This window comes from Ancylobacter sp., from assembly GCF_965249975.1.
Taxonomy (GTDB): Bacteria; Pseudomonadota; Alphaproteobacteria; order Rhizobiales; family Xanthobacteraceae; genus Ancylobacter.
In genome coordinates this window covers 777077-794668 of record NZ_CBDFNE010000004.1, presented here as the reverse complement: position 1 = coordinate 794668, position 17592 = coordinate 777077, and the positions used below count along the sequence as shown (strand labels likewise).

General features: G+C 68.1%; 19 protein-coding genes. 12 read left to right on the top strand and 7 right to left on the bottom strand.

Annotated elements, in window-relative coordinates:
- Both ACP2AH_RS08320 and ACP2AH_RS08315 read right to left on the bottom strand, forming a co-directional pair.
- A partial coding sequence (locus tag ACP2AH_RS08320; protein ID WP_425105356.1) for a ubiquinone/menaquinone biosynthesis methyltransferase occupies positions 1–539 on the bottom strand: 539 nt, incomplete at its 3' end.
- A 143-nt stretch (positions 540–682) separates the two neighbouring features.
- Complete coding sequence (locus ACP2AH_RS08315) at positions 683–1162, bottom strand: hypothetical protein (protein WP_421700020.1); 480 nt, start codon at positions 1160–1162, stop codon at positions 683–685.
- 201 nt (positions 1163–1363) lie between these two features.
- Here ACP2AH_RS08315 and ACP2AH_RS08310 point away from each other — a divergent pair, with 201 nt between their 5' ends.
- From ACP2AH_RS08310 to ACP2AH_RS08280, 7 genes are all read left to right on the top strand, one after another.
- Positions 1364–1882 carry a GNAT family N-acetyltransferase gene (locus ACP2AH_RS08310; RefSeq protein ID WP_425105355.1) on the top strand — a complete coding sequence of 173 codons (519 nt, stop codon included), beginning with the start codon at positions 1364–1366 and terminating at the stop codon, positions 1880–1882.
- A 6-nt stretch (positions 1883–1888) separates the two neighbouring features.
- Positions 1889–2803 (top strand): DMT family transporter, encoded by a 915-nt coding sequence (locus tag ACP2AH_RS08305; RefSeq protein WP_425105354.1) that lies wholly within the window; start codon positions 1889–1891, stop codon positions 2801–2803.
- Between the two features lie 102 nt (positions 2804–2905).
- On the top strand, positions 2906–4150 hold the full coding sequence (locus tag ACP2AH_RS08300; RefSeq protein WP_425105353.1) for an ABC transporter substrate-binding protein: 1245 nt from the start codon (positions 2906–2908) through the stop codon (positions 4148–4150).
- Between the two features lie 21 nt (positions 4151–4171).
- The gene (locus tag ACP2AH_RS08295; RefSeq protein WP_425105352.1) at positions 4172–6058 is read left to right on the top strand and encodes an ABC transporter permease; all 1887 of its coding nucleotides are present in this window, start codon (positions 4172–4174) and stop codon (positions 6056–6058) included.
- Positions 6055–6831, top strand: coding sequence for an ABC transporter ATP-binding protein (locus ACP2AH_RS08290; protein ID WP_425105351.1), 777 nt, complete (start codon positions 6055–6057; stop codon positions 6829–6831). Before ACP2AH_RS08295 ends, ACP2AH_RS08290 begins: the two co-directional genes overlap by 4 nt.
- Positions 6828–7514 (top strand): ABC transporter ATP-binding protein, encoded by a 687-nt coding sequence (locus ACP2AH_RS08285; RefSeq protein ID WP_425105350.1) that lies wholly within the window; start codon positions 6828–6830, stop codon positions 7512–7514. Before ACP2AH_RS08290 ends, ACP2AH_RS08285 begins: the two co-directional genes overlap by 4 nt.
- A 103-nt stretch (positions 7515–7617) precedes the next feature.
- Complete coding sequence (locus tag ACP2AH_RS08280) at positions 7618–8079, top strand: MarR family winged helix-turn-helix transcriptional regulator (protein WP_425105349.1); 462 nt, start codon at positions 7618–7620, stop codon at positions 8077–8079.
- Between the two features lie 15 nt (positions 8080–8094).
- On the opposite strand, the gene ACP2AH_RS08275 is transcribed toward ACP2AH_RS08280, so the two are convergent.
- The 5 genes from ACP2AH_RS08275 to ACP2AH_RS08255 form a co-directional block, all read right to left on the bottom strand.
- Positions 8095–8811, bottom strand: a complete 717-nt coding sequence (locus tag ACP2AH_RS08275; RefSeq protein ID WP_425105348.1) for a glutathione S-transferase — start codon at positions 8809–8811, stop codon at positions 8095–8097.
- Between the two features lie 174 nt (positions 8812–8985).
- On the bottom strand, positions 8986–9513 hold the full coding sequence (locus tag ACP2AH_RS08270; RefSeq protein ID WP_425105347.1) for a Dps family protein: 528 nt from the start codon (positions 9511–9513) through the stop codon (positions 8986–8988).
- Positions 9514–9629: 116 nt separating this feature from the next.
- On the bottom strand, positions 9630–10013 hold the full coding sequence (locus tag ACP2AH_RS08265) for a response regulator transcription factor (protein WP_425105346.1): 384 nt from the start codon (positions 10011–10013) through the stop codon (positions 9630–9632).
- Positions 10014–10111: 98 nt separating this feature from the next.
- On the bottom strand, positions 10112–10771 hold the full coding sequence (locus ACP2AH_RS08260) for a response regulator transcription factor (RefSeq protein ID WP_425105345.1): 660 nt from the start codon (positions 10769–10771) through the stop codon (positions 10112–10114).
- Complete coding sequence (locus ACP2AH_RS08255) at positions 10768–12195, bottom strand: two-component system sensor histidine kinase NtrB (RefSeq protein ID WP_425105344.1); 1428 nt, start codon at positions 12193–12195, stop codon at positions 10768–10770. The genes ACP2AH_RS08260 and ACP2AH_RS08255 overlap by 4 nt, the downstream gene beginning before the upstream one ends.
- A 353-nt stretch (positions 12196–12548) precedes the next feature.
- Here ACP2AH_RS08255 and ACP2AH_RS08250 point away from each other — a divergent pair, with 353 nt between their 5' ends.
- The 5 genes from ACP2AH_RS08250 to ACP2AH_RS08230 all read left to right on the top strand — a co-directional run bounded on the left by ACP2AH_RS08250 (position 12549) and on the right by ACP2AH_RS08230 (position 17577).
- On the top strand, positions 12549–13124 hold the full coding sequence (locus tag ACP2AH_RS08250) for a helix-turn-helix domain-containing protein (protein ID WP_425105343.1): 576 nt from the start codon (positions 12549–12551) through the stop codon (positions 13122–13124).
- Between the two features lie 270 nt (positions 13125–13394).
- Entirely contained in the window at positions 13395–14231 is an 837-nt protein-coding gene (locus ACP2AH_RS08245) for an alpha/beta fold hydrolase (protein ID WP_425105342.1), read from the top strand.
- Between the two features lie 183 nt (positions 14232–14414).
- The gene (locus tag ACP2AH_RS08240; protein WP_425105341.1) at positions 14415–16451 is read left to right on the top strand and encodes an FUSC family protein; all 2037 of its coding nucleotides are present in this window, start codon (positions 14415–14417) and stop codon (positions 16449–16451) included.
- Positions 16452–16465: 14 nt separating this feature from the next.
- A complete protein-coding gene (locus tag ACP2AH_RS08235) occupies positions 16466–16672 on the top strand; it encodes a DUF1656 domain-containing protein (RefSeq protein WP_421700006.1) in 207 nt (68 codons plus the stop codon).
- Entirely contained in the window at positions 16669–17577 is a 909-nt protein-coding gene (locus ACP2AH_RS08230; protein WP_425105340.1) for an efflux RND transporter periplasmic adaptor subunit, read from the top strand. The genes ACP2AH_RS08235 and ACP2AH_RS08230 overlap by 4 nt, the downstream gene beginning before the upstream one ends.
- The last annotated feature ends 15 nt before the right edge of the window (positions 17578–17592 follow it).

Genomic DNA, 17592 nt, shown 5'->3' with positions numbered 1-17592 from the left:
AGCACGAAGCAGCGCCCGCCGGGCTTCAGCACGCGCCGCATCTCGGCCAGCGCCTTGTCCATGCGCGGCACGTTGCGGATGCCGAAGGCCACGGTGGCGGCGTCGAAACTCTTGTCGGCAAAGGGCAGCTCTTCGGCGTTGGCCTCGACGAACTCCACCCGGTCGGCGAGGCCGAGCCCCTGCGCCCGCTCGCGCCCGACGCCGAGCATGCCGCCATTGATGTCGGCGACGACGGCGCTGGTGCCGGGCCCGCCGGCCTCCACCGTGCGGAAGGAGACATCGCCCGTGCCGCCGGCGACATCGAGCAGGCGGAAGGCGCGATCGCTCTTCGGCGGGCGCAGGCGGGAGACCAGAAGGTCCTTCCACACCCGGTGCAGGCCCATCGACATGAGGTCGTTCATCAGGTCGTAGCGGCGCGCCACCGAATGGAACACCTCGTCGACCATGCGCTGCTTGGCTTCCAGCGGCACGGTGCGGAAGCCGAAATGCGTGTCGGCGCCTTGCTGTGTGTCGCCAACCACTTGTGTGTCGCCCGCCATGGCTGCGCGGCTCCCGCGTTCGATCCGAAATCGGGCCGGACCATAGCGGAGAGGCCCCGCGCCTCCAAGCCGCCGGCCGGGAGCCGCGAGCAACCCAGCCCTGCGCGGGCGGCTACCCGCGGCGGCGAATCAGTCCCGTCCGCTCACGCCGGGCAGCGGACATAGACCATGGTGCCGTAGCGGCCGGCGACTTCCGGGTCGAGCCATTTGAGCACCAGCACCTGCCCGTCGAAGCGCACCACTTCGCGGTCGGAACGCGCGCCCGGCGGCTCGTCCGGCAGGCCGATATAGATCGGGCCGTTGCCGACCTGCTTCGACACCACCTCGGAGGGGGACGAATCGTCGGCGAGATACATCATGAACCCGCCCGACGGGCCGATATTGATGACATAGGGCTGCCGGCAGCCCTGGCGGGCCTGCGCCTCGGTGCGCGCCGCGTCCTCCGGCCGGTGATAGGCGGCCAGCCCCCATTTGCCTTCCACCTGCTGCGCCGTGATCGGCGAGGTGAACTGCGGGCGCGGCGGCTCGATCGGCTGCGGCGACGGCGCGGAGGCGCAGCCGGCCAGCAGGGCGGCGAGAGCGGCGGCCGAAGCCAGACGGAGGACAGGGCGGGGCAGGTTCATCGAGCACTCCGGAACGGAAGGCCAAACAGGCGGATAGCAGCGGTTAAGCACCAGCCCGCCATTTCAGATCCATGTATCGGGCATAATGAATGGTCTTTACGCCAGAAGACGAGCCGAACATAGTCCGCCCGCGCCCCGCCGTCGAACTCTCCCAGCCTTACCCGGCGAGAAAATGGACCGCGCCGGGCCGGAGTGAGTGACGTGACCGATTTCCTGATCCGGCCGGCGAGCGACGCGGATGGCGATGCCATTGCCGCGCTCATCGCCGCCGCCTTCGCCGAATATGAGGGCTGCGTGTTCGACCGCGCCGCCGAATTTCCCGAACTCGACGCCATCGCCAGCCATTTCGCCGGGCGCGGCGGCACCATCTGGGTGGCGCAAGGGTCAGAGGGCGTCGTCGGCTCAATGGCGCTGGCTCCCACCCGCGACGCCGACGCTCCGACCGGCGGGCACGAGATCTTCAAGGTCTATGTCGCCCGCGCCGCCCGTCGGCGCGGCATCGCCCGCGCCTTGTTCGACACTGCCCTCAGCGCTGCCCGTGCCGCCGGCGCGTCGGAAATCCGGCTGTGGACGGACACGCGCTTCACCGATGCCCACCGCTTCTATGAGCGCTGCGGCTTCACCCGGCATGGCGCGGCGCGCGAGTGCCACGACCTTTCCGCCACCTGGGAATATCTCTACCGCCTGCCGCTCGCGGCCGGCCGGAAAGTCGAAGGCTGAACCTCTATGTGGCAGGCAACCCTTCGACGTGCCGTGCTCAACGGCCCCGCTCTGGTGGCCATCGCCGCCATCGGCCTTCTGTCGATCATGGACGGGGTGATCAAATATGTCGCCGTCGCCCATGGCCCCGGCCAGATCGCCATGCTGCGCTACGCCATCGGCGCGCTGGCAGCGGGGGCGGTATTCCTCGCCTGCCGCACCCCCTTGCCCGGCCCGTCTATGCTGCGCCCGCATCTGTGGCGCTCGGTGCTGGTGTCGATCACCGCGCTGACCTTCTTCTATTCGCTGTCCGTGCTGCAGCTCGCGGTGGCGCTGGCGCTGTCCTTCAGCTCACCGCTGTTCATCGCCCTGTTCGCCGCGCTGTTCCTCGGCGAGCGGCCGGGAAAGTCGATCCTGCTCGCCATCGCCCTGGGCTTTGCCGGCGTTCTCGTGGTGCTGTGGAACGAGCTCGACATGAGCGCGGGCGGCAGCCTCGCCAATGGGCCAGGCGTGCTCGCGGCGCTGGTGGCGGCGGTCACTTATGCGCTCGCCATGGTGACGCTGAAGAGCCGCGCCGCGCGCGACCCGATCCCCACCATCGTGCTGCTCCAGAATGGCTTCGCCTGCGTGCTGGTGTCGCCCTTGGGCGCCTGGCAATGGGTGCCGGTGTCGGGCGATGCCGTGTGGCTGTTCGTGCTCATCGGCGTGCTCGGCACGATGGGGCATCTGGGCATGGCCTGGGCCTATGGCCGGGCGGATGCCAGCCGGCTCGGCGTGTTCGAATACACCTCCTTCCTGTGGGCGCTGGTGATCGGGCTGGTGGCGTTCAGCGAGATTCCCGCCCCCAGCACGCTCGCCGGCGCCGCGCTGATCGCCGGCGGCGCGCTCATCGCCTCGCGGCGCAGCCATTTGCAGGAGGCCGAAGTGGAAGTCGGTCCGTAGGCTGCGCTTCCCCGGCGCGGGGCTGGACCCCGCGCCGCAAGGCGATAGGTTAGGCCGCGACACGCCCGCCCCTCCCCTCCTCGTGCCACCCGGAGTTCTCCGATGCGCCCCCACAAGGCCGCGCCGTTCACCTCGGCGCCCCTCCTGCGCCGGCGCGCGGCGCTGATCGCCCTCGCCGCCCTCGCGCTGCTGCCGGCGCTGCCGGCCGGCGCGGCGGAGCCGATCCGCATCGGCGAACTCAACAGCTACAAGGCGCAAGCCGCCTTCCTCGACCCCTATCGCAAGGGCATGGAACTGGCGCTGAAGCAGGTCAACGACGCCGGCGGCGTGCTCGGGCGGCCGCTTGAACTGATCTCGCGCGACGATGGCGGCAATCCGGGCGACGCGGTGCGCGTCGGCACCGAACTGCTGACCCGCGACAAGGTGGACCTTCTCACCGGCACCTTCCTCTCCCATGTCGGGCTGGCGGTGGCGGAACTGGCCAAGCGGCGCAAGGTCTTCTTCCTCGCCGCCGAGCCGCTGACCGACAAGCTGACCTGGGCCGACGGCAACCGCTACACCTTCCGCCTGCGCCCCTCCACCTACATGCAGGTGGCGATGCTGATGCCGGAGGCGGTGAAGGCCAACCGCAAGCGCTGGGCCATCGTCTATCCCAATTACGAATATGGCCAGTCCGCCGCGCAGACCTTCAAGACGCTGCTGAAGGCGGCGCAGCCGGATGTGGAATTCGTCGCCGAACAGGCGACCCCGCTCGGCAAGATCGACGCCGGCCCGGTGGCGCAGGCGATCGCCGACGCCAAGCCCGACGCCGTGTTTAATGTGCTGTTCGCTGCCGACCTCGCCCGCTTCGTGCGCGAGGCCAATACCCGCAAGGCGCTGGACGGCACCTTCGTCGTCAGCCTGCTCTCCGGCGAGCCGGAATATCTCGACCCGCTGAAGGACGAGGCGCCGACCGGCTGGGTCGTCACCGGCTACCCCTGGTACGCCATCACCATTCCCGAACATCAGGCGTTCCTCGACGCCTATCGCGCCGCCTATGGCGACTATCCCCGCCTCGGCTCCATTGTCGGCTACGCCACCATCAAGTCGCTGGCCGCCGGACTCGCCAAGGCCGGCAGCACCGACAGCGAGAAGCTGGTCGAGGCGTTCGAAGGGCTGGAAGTGGACGGGCCGTTCGGCCCCTTCACCTACCGCGCCAGCGATCACCAGGCGACGATGGGCGCCTTTGTCGGCACGCTGGCGGTGAAGGACGGGCGCGGGGTGATGGTCGATCCCGTCTATATCGACGGCGCCCGCGTCCTGCCCTCGGACGCCGAAGTCTCAAAGCTACGCCCGGCAGCGAATTAGCGCGGCGGGCGGGAACAGGCGATGACGTTCGAGCAGCTGCTGTTCCAGGCGGTCAACGGCTTCGCCTCGGCCTCCGGCCTGTTCCTCGTCGCGGCGGGGCTGTCGATCATTTTCGGCGTCACCCGCATCGTCAACATGGCGCACGGCTCCTTCTACATGCTGGGGCTGTACCTCGCCGTCACCCTCGCCCCGCTGCTGGGCGAGGCGTTCGGTGGGGCGCTCGGTTTCTGGGGCGCGATCCTCGGCGCCGCGCTGATCACGGCGGCGTTGGGCGCGCTGGTGGAGGTGCTGCTGCTGCGCCGCATCTACGCCGCGCCGGAGCTCTACCAGCTGCTCGCCACCTTCGCCCTGCTGCTGATCCTCAGCGACGCCACCCTCGCTTTGTGGGGGCCGGAGGACATTCTCGGCCCGCGCGCGCCGTGGCTGACGGGGACGGTCGAGCTCCTCGGCCGCCGGCTGCCGGAGTACGACATTTTCCTCGCTCTCATCGGTCCAATCGTCCTCATCGTCCTTCACATCGTACTCATGCGCACCCGCTTCGGCCGGCTGGTGCGGGCAGCGACGCAGGACCGCGAAATGGTCGCCGCGCTCGGCATCAACGAAGCGGTGCTGTTCACCGCCGTCTTCGCCCTCGGCACCGGCATCGCCGGTTTCGGCGGCGCGCTGCAGATGGCCCGCGAGCCGGCAAATCTCGCGCTCGACCTCTCGGTTCTGGGCGACGCCTTCGTCGTGGTGGTGATCGGCGGACTGGGGTCGATCCGCGGCGCCTATCTCGCCGCCCTGCTGGTGGCGGAGGTGAAGGCGCTGTGCACCGCGCTAGGTGTTGTGGAGGTGGCCGGCTTTAGCTTCAACATGTCGCGGCTGACGCTGGTGGCGGAATTCCTGGTCATGGCGGTGGTGCTGGTGGTGCGCCCGCACGGGCTGTTCGGTCGGCCGCTGCCCCCCGCCGCCCGGCGCGGCGACATGGAGGCGCCGCTCACCCCGCTGGGACAGCGGGGCCGGCTTGTCGTGCTGGCGGCGCTGGTGCTGTTCGCCGCCGTGCCGCTGTTCGGCCTAGTGTCCAGCTACGCGCCGGTGCTGGCGCTCGACCTGGTGATCGCAGCGCTGTTCGCCGCCTCGCTGCACCTGCTCATGGGGCCGGGCGGCCTCGCCTCCTTCGGCCACGCCGCCTATTTCGGCCTCGGCGCCTATGGCACTGCCTATGCCGCGACCGTGCTCGGCCTGCCCACGCCGCTCGCCTTAGCCGTTGGAATCGTTAGCGCTTCTGCCGGTGCCGTGCTGTTCGGCTGGTTCTGCGTGCGGCTGGAGGGCGTGTATTTCGCCATGCTCACCCTCGCCTTCGCCCAGATCGTCTGGTCGATCGCCCATCAATGGGAGGAGGTCACGGGCGGCTCGAACGGGCTGTTCGGCGTGTGGCCCGACCCGCCTTTCGACAGCGCCAACGGGCTCTATCTCGCCGCGCTGGCGGTCACTGTGCTCGGCCTCGTGCTTCTCCGCCGCCTCGTCTTCGCCCCGCTCGGCCTCGCTTTGCGGGCGGCGCGGGATTCGCGGCTGCGGGCGGAAGCCACTGGAATCGCGGTGGAAAAAGTGCGCTGGCTCGCCTTCGCCGTGGCCGGCACGCTCTGCGGGGCGGCGGGCGGGCTGTTCGCCTTCGCCAAGGGCTCGATCTCGCCGGAGGCGATCTCGGTCGGGCGCTCGATCGACGGGCTGGTGATGGTACTGCTCGGCGGCGTGCACAGCCTGATGGGCCCGCTGCTCGGCGCCGGCGGCCTTACCCTGCTTCAGGACATGGTGATGCGCGAGAGTCCCTATTGGCGCGGCCTGCTCGGCCTGCTGATCCTGGGCCTCGTTCTCGCCTTCCCCTCCGGCCTCGCCGGCGGGCTGCGCCGCGTGCGGAGCGCGCCATGAGTGTGAGCGAGGCGGTTCTGGAAATCTCAGCGCTTACAAAGCATTATGGCGGCGTGCGAGCGCTGGACGGGGTGAGCTTTGCCATCGCGCCCGGCGAATTGCTGGCGCTGATCGGCCCGAACGGCGCTGGCAAATCCACCTGCTTCAACATCGTCAACGGCCAGCTGCGACCGGATGCCGGCGAGGTGCGGCTCAAGGGCCGCGATATCACCGGCCTCGCCCCCCGCCGCATCGCCCGGCTGGGCGTGGGCCGCACCTTCCAGGTCGCCAGCGTCTTCGGTTCGATGACGGTGCGGGAGAATGTGCAGATGGCGCTGATCGCCGCCCGCGGGCAGGTTTTTCGCCTGTGGGCGCCGGCGCATCGCATGGCACGCGAGGAAGCTCTGGCGCTGCTGGAACAGACCGGCATGGCCGCGCAGGCCGAACGCCCCGCCGCCACCCTCGCCTATGGCGATGTGAAGCGGCTCGAACTCGCCATGGCGCTGGCCGGGGCACCCGCCCTCTTGCTGATGGACGAGCCCACCGCCGGCATGTCGGGCGAGGAGCGGCAGGCGATGATCGCGCTGGTGCGCGACCTCACCCGAGCGCGGGACCTCGCCGTGCTGTTCACCGAGCACGCGATGGATGTGGTTTTCGGCCATGCCGACCGCGTGGTGGTGCTGGCGCGCGGGCGGATGATCGCCAATGGCGGGGTCGAAGAGGTGCGGAACGACCCGGCGGTGCGCGCCGCCTATCTCGGCGGTGTCACGCCCGCTTCAAGCGAGGCGCCATGAGCACGGCCGCGCCGCTTCTGGAGATCGAGGGCCTCGACGCCTGGTATGGCGAGGCGCAGATCCTGTTCGGCCTGTCCTTCCAGCTGGCTCCCGGCGAAGCCGTCGCGCTGGTCGGACGCAACGGCGCCGGCAAGTCGACCACGCTCAAGGCGATCATGGGCTTCGTGCGGCGGCGGGCACGGCGGCTGAGCTTCGGCGGCGCTGACCTTTCCGCACGGCCCACTCATGCCATCGCCCGCCTCGGCATCGGCTATGTGCCGGAGGATCGCCGCATCTTCACCGAGCTCACGGTGCGCGAGAATCTCGACCTCGGCCGCCGCCCGCCTCTGCCCGGCAGCCACAGCGCGGAGTGGACGCTGGAGGCCGTGTTCGAGCTGTTCCCTCAGCTCGGCGACATGCGCGAGCGGCGCGGCGGGCAGATGTCTGGCGGCGAACAGCAGATGCTGGCCGTGGCCCGCGCGCTGATCGGCAACCCGGCTCTGCTGCTGCTCGACGAGCCCTCGGAAGGCGTGGCGCCAATCGTGGTCGAGCAAATGGGGAAGGCGCTGGCACGGCTGAAGGCGGCGGGTCTGGCCCTGCTGCTTTGCGAGGAGAATTCGGACCTGTGCGCCGGACTCTGCGACCGGGTTCTGCGGATCGAGCAGGGCGAACTGCGCGGACTGCCGCCGGCGCCACCGCTCTAGGCCGCCCCACCGCCGCGCGAGTGCTTCTATACGCACAATTTTCTCTTGCACGATGGCCGGGCTGTGCTCTGATGCGATGACGGTATCAGAGGGGGGCATCGTCATGAATAGCGAGGGCGCGGACCAGTCGGACGGCGCCAGCGTCGGACCCGGCGCCGCCTATCAGGTCGACACACAGGTCGGCTTTCTTATCCGCGTCGCGAGCCAGCGCCACACCGCCCTGTTCGCGGCGCGCATGGTCGAAGGACTGACGCCGCCGCAATTCGCCGCCCTCGCCAAGCTGCGCGAGATCGGCCCGTGCTCGCAGAACCAGCTGGGGCGGCTGATTCATCTCGATGCCGCCACCATCAAGGGCGTTGTCGACCGGCTGCAGGCGCGTGCGCTGCTCGCCATAACCGACGATCCGCGCGACCGCCGCCGCCGCACTCTCGACCTCTCCGGGCGTGGCCGCGAGATCGCCGATGCCGCGATCCAGGTGGCTGAGGAAATCAGCGCCGCCACGCTTGAGCCGCTGACACCGAGCGAACGCGTGGAAGCACTGCGGCTGCTGCGCAAGCTCGGCTGATCCGCGCCCCCGCGGTCAGGAACCGCCAATGGGGATGCTCAGCACCTGCCGCAGCGATTTTTCGATCTCTCCGCCGCAATAGGCGTCGCCATAGAGCTGGCGCGAGCGCTCCCGCAGCGCGGCAAGGGCCGGAGTCGCCGCGACGCGCCGCGTCAGGCCAGCGAGTTGTGGCGCGTTCTCTTCCAGCAGCGCATCAATGGCTGGAAAGCGCTCGCCCATCGTGCACCACAGCGTGCTGGTGACGATGTCGGCGACGCCCGGCTCCGGGGTGCCGAGCAGCGTGCCGCGATCCGCCCTCAAGCCATGGCGCTGGCCTATCGTCTCGGCAATCCGCATCCAATGGACGAGCCGGGGAACGAACGCATCCCAGCGGGCTCGCGTCCACATCTGCCGACCGCCATCCAGCGTCACCTCGTCCAGCACGTCATTGGCATCGTTGACCACTTTCGCTGTGAGCGCCCGCCGGGCAGGATCGTCGGCGATCAGGCCGAGGCTCTCGCCGAGATAGATCGAGATGGCGGGCATCTGCGACAAAGCAAGGCCAGTGGCGCGCTCGATGAGCACTGGCGGCCCCATGAAGGCGATGGGCTGGTCGGTCGGATCACGCTGCATCAGCGCTTCGATCTCGCCCGCCCCGTGCTCGTCCCAGCTCTTCCCGGCATGGGCCAGAAGCGCCCGGATGAACTGGCCGCGAAACGGCAGCGGCCAGTAGTAGAAATCATAATCGCTCACGCCAACGCCTCCTTCTGCCGGCAATCTCCCGGCGGAAAACGGCTGCCGGCGATGTTGGTTCGATCCGGCCGGCGCCAGCACTGTTTGGCCCGGTGCCGACAAGAAGCGGCCGCCGCTGCGACACAGCGACGGCCAGGTGGGTCTTCGGGGAGGAAGCAGGTGGAGCGCGGCGGCTCAGCCCCGCGCCTCGTCGTGGCGGCCGGATTCGTAGAGGAACCAGGTTCGGCGCTCGGTCTCGTCGATCCAGTTCTCGATCAGGCTGGCGCTGGCGACATCGCCATGCTCGTCGCACAGCGTGTGGGTGGCGCGCAGGAAGCCGGCGAGCGCGATGTTGTCGCTGCACAGTTCGGCCAGCATGTCCTGGGCGGTGACGAAATCGGCGTCATTGTCGTCGAGCCGCGACAGCCGGGCGATGTGGCCGACCGAACGCAGCGTCACGCCGCCGAGCTTGCGCGCGCGCTCGGCGATGTCGTCGGTCATGGCGAAGAGCTGGTCGCCCTGCTCGTCGAGCATGAGATGGTAATCGCGGAAATGCGGGCCCGAGAGGTGCCAGTGGAAGTTCTTGGTCTTGATGTAGAGCGTGAACACGTCGGCCAGCAGCGTGGTCAGCGCGGCGGCGATGTCGGCGACAGCGTTGGACGGCAGCGCGGTGGGGGTCCCCAGCGGGGCGAGGCGGCGCTTCTTGGTAGCTTCGATATCCATAACAGGCTCCTGAGGCTCGGTGCGGGGGCACATGGGGTCGAAAACAGGACAAGCGTCAGCATGCGCCCCGAGGCGGCGCTCGTCTTGTCGGCTTGAACGGTGACGGTGGACCGGCTCTAGCGCGGGAGAGGCTGGCCCTTGAGGGCTTCGAACACGCAGCCCATGATGGTGTCGGCGTCAAAGGGCTTGGCGAGGAAGCCGGCGGCACCCGCCTCCTCCGCACGCCGCTTCACCCGCTCCTCCGGGAAGCTGGTGATGAAGATCACGGGAAGGCCGACCCCCCGCGCCCGCAAGGCCTCAAACAGTTCGATGCCGCTCATGGTCGGCATCTGCACATCGGTAACGAGGCAGGCGGTGCGCGGTATCGTCGGCGAGGCGAGAAAATCTTCCGCCGACGCGAACACCGTCGTCTTGAAGCCGAAGGACCGGACAAGGCTGGAGGTGGCCACGCGAACCGACTCATCATCATCGACGATGGCGATCATCGGAACTTCAGACACGGGGGCATTCCTTTCGCGGTCAAAGCGGCACGCCTTGGCGCGTTCCCTGAAGGATGGCGCGAAAGGTCCGGGATGCAAATCATACGGAGGTTTGCAATTTAAGCCTTTGTGATGCCCAGGCCGAGCGTTTCGGCCATCCGCACCAGATCCGCCAAAGACTTAGCGTTCATTTTGCGCATCACATGGCCGCGGTGGATCTTCACGGTGATCTCGGACAAATTGATCTGCGCCGCCACCTGCTTGTTCATCAGCCCGGAGGTGACGAGCGCCATCACCTCCTTCTCGCGGGCGGTGAGCGACTGGTAAAGGGCACGGATGTCGGTAGCCGCCTTGTCGGCCTCGCTCTGCCGGCGGTCATGCTCCAGCGCCGTCGCGACCGCGTCGAGCATGTCCTGGTCGCGGAACGGCTTGGTGAGAAAGTCCACCGCGCCCGCCTTCATCGCCCGAACGGTCATCGGGATATCGCCGTGACCGGTCATGAAGATGATCGGCATGTTCATAGGCGAAGCGGCGATCTGGGCCTGGAAGTCCAACCCGCTCACCCCTGGCAGGCGGATGTCGAGCACCAGGCAGCGCGGCGCGGCGGGCGGCTTGGCGGCGAGCAGTTCCGCCGCCGAACCATAGAGCTCGACCCGCAGCCCCACCGAGCGGAACAGGCTGCTCAGCGCCTCGCGCAACGCCTCGTCGTCATCGACGACGATCACGGTGGGCGCGGGCGCGGCGGCCGGAGTGCGACTGGACGAGGTATGGGAAATCACGGCGCCGGCTCCTTCAGTGCGGGCAGCTTGACGGTGAAATTCATCCCGTGATCGGGATTGGCGGCGAAGGCGATGCGCCCGCCATGAGCCTCGATGATCGAACGGCAGATCGACAGGCCCATGCCGAGCCCTTCCTTCTTCGTGCTGTAGAAGGCGGTGAAGAGGTGCTCCGCCCCCTGCGCATCGACGCCGACGCCAGTGTCGCGTACTTCCACCGTCACGCAGCCCGCCCCGCCGGTACCCCCCTCCTGTCGGGTGGTGACCGCGAGCCGCCGCGACCGGGCGGAGACGCCGGCCATGGCCTGTATGGCGTTCATCATCAGGTTGATGACCACTTGCTGCAACTGCACACGGTCGCCGGAGATATCCGGCAGCGCGCGCTGGAGGTCGAGCTGGACGGCGACATGGTGCGAATCCGCCTCCCGCTCCACCAGCGTCAGCGCGTCCTCGACGATGTCGTTGAGGTTGAGAGCGACATGATCGGGATCGTCGCGCCGGGCCAGCGCCCGCAGCCGGGCAATCACATTGCTGGCGCGCCGTCCGTTGCTGATCATGCGCTCCACCGAGGCACGCGCCTCACCAAGGTCCGGCACCTCGCGCCCCAGCCAGCGCAGGCACGCCTCGCCATTGGTGACGACGGCGGCAAGCGGCTGGTTCACCTCATGGGCAATGGAGGCGGTAAGTTCGCCCATGGTCGCCACGCGCGCGGCATGGGCAAGCTCGGTCTGGGCCTTTTGCAGCATGGCTTCGGAGCGTTTGCGTTCGGTGATGTCGTTATTGGTCTCCATAACAGCAACCGGGCGGCCGGATTTGTCGCGTTGCAACGACCATCGGCTGAGCACGGTGACCTGCGCACCATCGCGCTTGAAATGGGTCAGCTCGCCCGCCCATTGCGAGTCCGCCAGCAGCGCCGCGTGGATGCGCGCCGGCGTGTCGGGAAAGCGGGTGCGCAGCAGGCTGGCGGCCGTCTGGCCCAGCGCCTCCGCCCGGCTCCAGCCATAGAGCTCCTCCGCGCCATGGTTCCAGTAGGTGATCCTGTCGGCGAGATCGCGCACGAAAATGGCGTCGTGGGTGAGATTGAGGAGGTTGGCCTGCTCCCGCAGCGCCGAGGTCACCTGCTGGTTGCGCAAGGTGAGCAGGCTGGTGATGAGGATGGCGGACAGGCTGACGATCAGCCGCACCAGCGCCGAGCCCTCCCAATCGTCCTGGTGCACGATGACGAAACTGGTGAGCGTCAGCGCGATGCAGGTGCCCGAAACCGCGAGAACGCCGCGACGGCCGAGGAAATGCGCCGACGGCATGATGACGGCGACGTAGAGAACGGCGATGGCGGTATCGAGCGGCGTTAGCGTGTCGACGGCGAAGATCGGCGCCGCCATCACGGCGGCCAGAGCCGGAAAGAAATACGGTGATTTTCCCGTCATGCCGCCTCGTCCCTCCCGCCGCCCTGACGCTCCGTCAGACGGCGCATGACGGTTGAAGGTACTGATTAAAGCTATCCTGTTCGCACGGTCCAGCGCAGATGCGGCGCGTCCTCCCGCATCTTCGCGCGCGCAGCTCCCTGGTTCAGAGGTATTTTTATAGTCTATCCCTCACCGGCGCTGTTCCGTCTGGCCGATGCGCCCTTCGGTATATCCGGGTGGCTCGCCGTACATACCAAGGTATGAGAGCGGACACCCAAGAGCATACCGAACGAAACGCTGGTACGATTTTGTCTGGCGTCCAGCCGTCTACTCTCAACTCACCGAATTGCCTGCTGATGTTGAGAGGATTTCAGATGCATTCCCCCGCAGCGAACACCACCGACAGCGGCGTGTATTGCGAGAGCGCAGAACGCCTTCAGGAAGCAGACGGCGCGATCACCGCCATTGACCGAAATGCGCGGGTCAAATCGGCACTGCCGAAATGGCGCCTCAAGCGCGTCGTCGACTATGTGAAGATGAACATTGGCGAGCGCATCACCCTCGCCGACATGGCCGGCGCCGCCGGGCTGAGCCGGATGCATTTCGCCGCCCAGTTCCGTCTCGCCACCGGACTGCGCCCGCATGACTATCTGCTGCGCTGCCGGATCGAAGCCGCACAGGAGCTGCTGGCGGGCACCAACCAGCGGGTGATCGACATCGCCCTGGCAGTCGGCTTCCAGACGCAGGCGCATTTCACCACGGTGTTCAAACGTGTTGCGGGTGACACGCCGCGCCACTGGCGGGTGGCCGAAGCCCGACGGTTCAAGGCGCACAAGGCCGAAACCGCGACGCGCCGCGACCACGGGGCGAGCGCACCGCTCACGCTCATGGCAGCCGGCTGGCCGGGCCGCGCGGCGGCAACCGAGACGCGCGCCGCCATCGGCTTCTGACATACGCCGCGCGCACCCCCCTGCCGGTGCCCCTGACCGGCCGGCGGTTTCGCGAAAGCGCCCAGCATATCTGCCATGCACGACTGCACACAGGAAAAGGCGCCTGCGCCCGCATTTCGTGCTTTCACGAAAAAATATATCGCGCTATATATTATCGCGAAAGATGCAACGGCACGTCACGAATGCCGGCCGCGCATCACGGGTTTCCCGCGCCTTCCCCGGAAGCGCAGGAAGAGACTGGTTCCACCCCTCCATCAAAGGAATAGCGCTATGGGTTACGTCACGACCAAGGACGGCGTTGAGATCTTCTTCAAGGATTGGGGTCCGAAGGACGCCCAGCCCATCGTGTTTCATCATGGCTGGCCGCTGTCCTCCGACGATTGGGACGCGCAGATGCTGTATTTCCTCGGCAAGGGCTTCCGCGTCGTCGCCAGCGATCGCCGCGGCCATGGCCGCTCGGCCCAGGTCAGCGAAGGCCATGACATGGACCACTACGCCGCCGATGTCTCGGCCGTGGTGGAGCATCTCGACCTGAAGAACGCGGTGCATATCGGCCATTCCACCGGCGGCGGCCAGGTGGCGCGCTATGTCGCCAAGTTCGGCGAGCCGCAGGGCCGGGTGGCCAAGGCAGTGCTGGTCTCCGCCGTTCCCCCGATCATGGCCAAGACCGAAGCCTATCCCGGCGGCCTGCCGATCGAGGTGTTCGACGGCTTCCGCTCCGCGCTCGCCGCCAACCGCGCGCAGTTCTTCCTCGATGTCGCCTCCGGCCCCTTCTACGGCTTCAACCGCGAGGGTGCGCAGGTCTCGCAGGGCGCGATCAACAATTGGTGGCGCCAGGGCATGATGGGCAGCGCCAAGGCGCATTATGAAGGCATCAAGGCCTTTTCCGAGACCGACCAGACGGAAGATCTCAAGGCCATCAGCGTGCCGGTGCTGGTGATGCATGGCGAGGACGACCAGATCGTACCGATCGAAAACTCCGCCCATCTCGCGGTGAAGCTGGTGCAGAACGGCACGCTGAAGACCTATCCGGGCTTCCCGCACGGCATGCTCACCACCCATGCCGATGTCATCAATCCGGACCTGCTCGCCTTCATTCAGGCCTGAGCGGGCGGCGAACGAACCCTTCCAGACGGCGGCGATGCCCTTGCGGGCATCGCCGCTTTCGCGCGTTTGGTCAGCCGGAACTCCGGGCCATACCAAAGCGCTAGAGGCGGGAACGGGCGTATAATTTCCGCCGTCGACACACCGCCTATGCTGGGCTCATCCACTTTCCCGGCAGGCGACACGATGAGCGACGTTCAAAATGCACCGGCGCTGAATCTTGGCAGCCCGCAGCTCGCTCTGGCGGCGGCACTGTCGTTCTTCGCCCCGCTTCGGCCGCGCCTTCTCTTCGGGCTGCGCCTCGCCGCCTCGGTCAGCCTCGCGCTGTACATCACCTATTATCTCGAACTGCAGAATTCGTTCTGGGCGGCGACCACGGCGGCCATCGTCTGCCAGCCCAATCTCGGCGCCTCGCTGCAGAAGGGCCGCTTCCGCGCCATCGGCACCATTGTCGGCGGGCTGATGATGGTGGCGATGCTCGCCGTATTTCCACAGCAGCGCGACGCGCTGCTGTTCTGCCTCGCCCTCTGGTGCGGCCTGTGCGGAGTCGCGGTGGTGCTGCTACGCAATTTCGCCTCCTATGCGGCGGCGCTGTCCGGCATCACCGCGGTGATCATCTTCGCCGACACGCTGGCGAATCCGGACACGGCGTTCTTTCTCGCCGTCATCCGCGTCGGCGAGATTTGCATCGGCATCGCCTCGGCCGGCTTCGTGATGGTGCTGACCGATTTCGGCGCGGCGCGCCGGCAGCTGGCCGGCACACTGCGCGGCACGGCGGAGCAGCTCAGGGACGGTTTCCTCGCGACACTTCGGCAAGGCGGCGAGACCCCCGACCTCGTGGCCGCGCGCCGCGCGCTCACGCGCAGCCTCGGCGTGCTGCACACGCAGATCGACGCCGCCATCGGCGAATCCTCCTATCTGCGCTCGCGCACCGGCAATCTGCAGCGGATGATGGACGGGCTGGTTGGCGCGCTCGTCGGCTGGCGCAATGCCGGCGCGCATCTCACCCTTCACGGCGAGAGCCGCGCGCCGCTGCGCGACCATCTGGTCCCACTGCTGGAACGCCTCGCCACGGCACAGCTCGACCACGCCCCCCGGCAGCTGCGGCAGGCGGCCGAGGAGGTCGCGGCAGAGCTTGAAACGCTTCCGGCGCGCGACGGCGCCGGCCGCATCGCGCTCGATGCCACGCGCGAGGTCGTCGACGGCCTCGCCGGTCTCGCCGATGCCATCCTCCTGCTGGGGGAACGCAACAGCCCGCGCCTCCCGCCGCCACGCCGACCCTTCGTAATCGCCGACCCGCTGCCGGCGCTGCTGAACGGGCTGCGCGTCTTCCTCGCCGTGCTGCTCACCTCCGCCTTCTGGGTGGTGTCGGCCTGGCCGAACGGCGCCTTCGCCATCGTCTTCGCCGCCATCGGCACGCTGGTTTTCGGCTCCTTCGGCGACCAGGCGCGCGCCTTCGCCAAGGATTACGCAGTGGGAGCGGCAACGATGGTGGGGCTGGGTGGCGTGCTCTATTTCGCCGTGCTGCCCGGCCTCTCGACTTTCCCCGCCCTGCTCGCCCTGCTGTTCCTACTCTACGTTCCGCTCGGCGTGCTGCAGGCGGGCAGCTGGCACAACGTCGCCTTTCTCGGCATGTCCATCGCTGCGCTGCCGCTGCTCGGGGTGGGCAATCCGACAAGCTACGACGCCGCCGCCTATTTCAATCTCGCCCTGTCGATCGTCACCGGCACGGTCATCGGTACGCTGTTCTTCGCCCTCCTGCCGATGGTCCCGCCTGAGCTCCGCGCCCGCAGGCTCATCGACCTTTCGCTGCGCGACTTCCGCCGCCTCCCCCGCTCGCCCGGCGCGACCATCGCCCTGCGTTGGACCGCCCGGCTAACCCGGCGGACTGAGGCGCTGCCGGTGCAGGCAACGCCGGAGCAGGCCGGAAACCTTATGGCGCTGCTCGCCCTCGGGCAGGCCGTCCTGCATCTCCGGGCGCTGGCGACCGACATGCCCGCGGGCCACGCCCTGCAGGACGCCCTCGACGCGCTCGCTATTGGGCAGGTGGCCACCGCGCGCGACGCGCTGTCGAAGGCCGCTTTCGCGAGCACACTCACGGTCGACGCCCCCGCGCCGCAGCAACTGAAGGCGCGTGCCGCGATCGACGTGATCCTCGACACGCTCGACCTGCACGCCGAGCTGCTCAGCGCCGGGGCCGTTGCCCGGTTCCCGCTTCTTTGAAAGGGCCGAACGACATGTTCAGAGAGATCGACATTCTCGGGGTCTATGTCGCCCCCTTCGCCGTGATGATGCTGGCAGCCTGGGTGGCGACCTTTCCGCTCAGCCGGATCGCCAATCATTTCAGCCTGCCGCGCCGCGTCTGGCATCCCGGCCTGTTCAACCTCTGCATCTACATCATCCTGCTTTCGCTGATCGTCCTTTCTGTGGGGCCACGGCCATGACCATGCTCACCCCGGCCGCAGAGCGGCCGTCGACCTTTCGCGCCCTCTTGTCTGTGGGGCTCACTCTCTGCGCCCTCGCCGCCGCCGGCCTGCTCGGCTGGTGGACCTGGCGGAGCTATATGGATACCCCGTGGACGCGCGACGGCACGGTGCGCGCCTATGTGGTGACGGTGACCCCGCAGGTCTCCGGCCGCATCGTCGAGCTGCCGGTCAAGGACGACCAGTTCGTGCACAAGGGCGATGTTCTCATGGTCATCGAGCCCGACGACTACCAGATCGCGCTGGCCAATGCCGACGCGGCCGTGACCCGGGCCAAGGCCGATCTCGACAACAAGCAGGTGCAGGCGCAGCGGCGCGCCGATCTCGATGCCCTCGCGGTGTCCAAGGAGGAGCAGCAGACCTTCGCCGCCGCTGCCGAGATGGCGCAGGGTGCCTATCAGCAGGCGCTGGCCAATCGCGACCAGGCGCGGCTCAATCTCAGCCGCACGCGGATCGTCTCGCCGGTCAATGGCTACGTCACCAACCTCCTCGCCCAGCCCGGCGATTATGCCACCAGCGGCCAGCGCGCGCTGTCGGTGGTGGACAGCGACAGCTTCTGGGTCGACGCCTATTTCGAGGAATCGGTGCTCAGCGGCGTGCATGTCGGGGATACGGCGCGGGTGGCGCTGATGGCCTATCCCGGCACGTTGAGCGGCAAGGTCACGGGTGTCGGTCGCGGCATCGCGGTACCCAACGCGCAGCCCGACGGTTCCGGTCTCGCCACGGTGAATCCGGTCTTCACCTGGGTCCGCCTGGCCCAGCGCGTGCCTGTGCGCGTGGTGCTCGATCCTGTGCCGCCCGGCATCACCCTCGTCGCCGGGCTGACAGCGACCGTCTCCATCACCGGCGACGGGTCGGGCGACTGACCGGCCGAGCGCCCG

Bases quoted from the DNA above. Each gene is read 5' to 3' on its own strand.
- ACP2AH_RS08300 (WP_425105353.1), top strand. From the start codon at position 2,906: ATGCGCCCCCACAAGGCCGCGCCGTTCACCTCGGCGCCCCTCCTGCGC.
- ACP2AH_RS08250 (WP_425105343.1), top strand. From the start codon at position 12,549: ATGCATTCCCCCGCAGCGAACACCACCGACAGCGGCGTGTATTGCGAG.
- ACP2AH_RS08230 (WP_425105340.1), top strand. From the start codon at position 16,669: ATGACCATGCTCACCCCGGCCGCAGAGCGGCCGTCGACCTTTCGCGCC.
- ACP2AH_RS08240 (WP_425105341.1), top strand. From the start codon at position 14,415: ATGAGCGACGTTCAAAATGCACCGGCGCTGAATCTTGGCAGCCCGCAG.
- ACP2AH_RS08315 (WP_421700020.1), bottom strand. From the start codon at position 1,162: ATGAACCTGCCCCGCCCTGTCCTCCGTCTGGCTTCGGCCGCCGCTCTC.
- ACP2AH_RS08295 (WP_425105352.1), top strand. From the start codon at position 4,172: ATGACGTTCGAGCAGCTGCTGTTCCAGGCGGTCAACGGCTTCGCCTCG.
- ACP2AH_RS08305 (WP_425105354.1), top strand. From the start codon at position 1,889: ATGTGGCAGGCAACCCTTCGACGTGCCGTGCTCAACGGCCCCGCTCTG.
- ACP2AH_RS08290 (WP_425105351.1), top strand. From the start codon at position 6,055: ATGAGTGTGAGCGAGGCGGTTCTGGAAATCTCAGCGCTTACAAAGCAT.
- ACP2AH_RS08255 (WP_425105344.1), bottom strand. From the start codon at position 12,195: ATGACGGGAAAATCACCGTATTTCTTTCCGGCTCTGGCCGCCGTGATG.
- ACP2AH_RS08270 (WP_425105347.1), bottom strand. From the start codon at position 9,513: ATGGATATCGAAGCTACCAAGAAGCGCCGCCTCGCCCCGCTGGGGACC.
- ACP2AH_RS08280 (WP_425105349.1), top strand. From the start codon at position 7,618: ATGAATAGCGAGGGCGCGGACCAGTCGGACGGCGCCAGCGTCGGACCC.
- ACP2AH_RS08285 (WP_425105350.1), top strand. From the start codon at position 6,828: ATGAGCACGGCCGCGCCGCTTCTGGAGATCGAGGGCCTCGACGCCTGG.
- ACP2AH_RS08235 (WP_421700006.1), top strand. From the start codon at position 16,466: ATGTTCAGAGAGATCGACATTCTCGGGGTCTATGTCGCCCCCTTCGCC.
- ACP2AH_RS08245 (WP_425105342.1), top strand. From the start codon at position 13,395: ATGGGTTACGTCACGACCAAGGACGGCGTTGAGATCTTCTTCAAGGAT.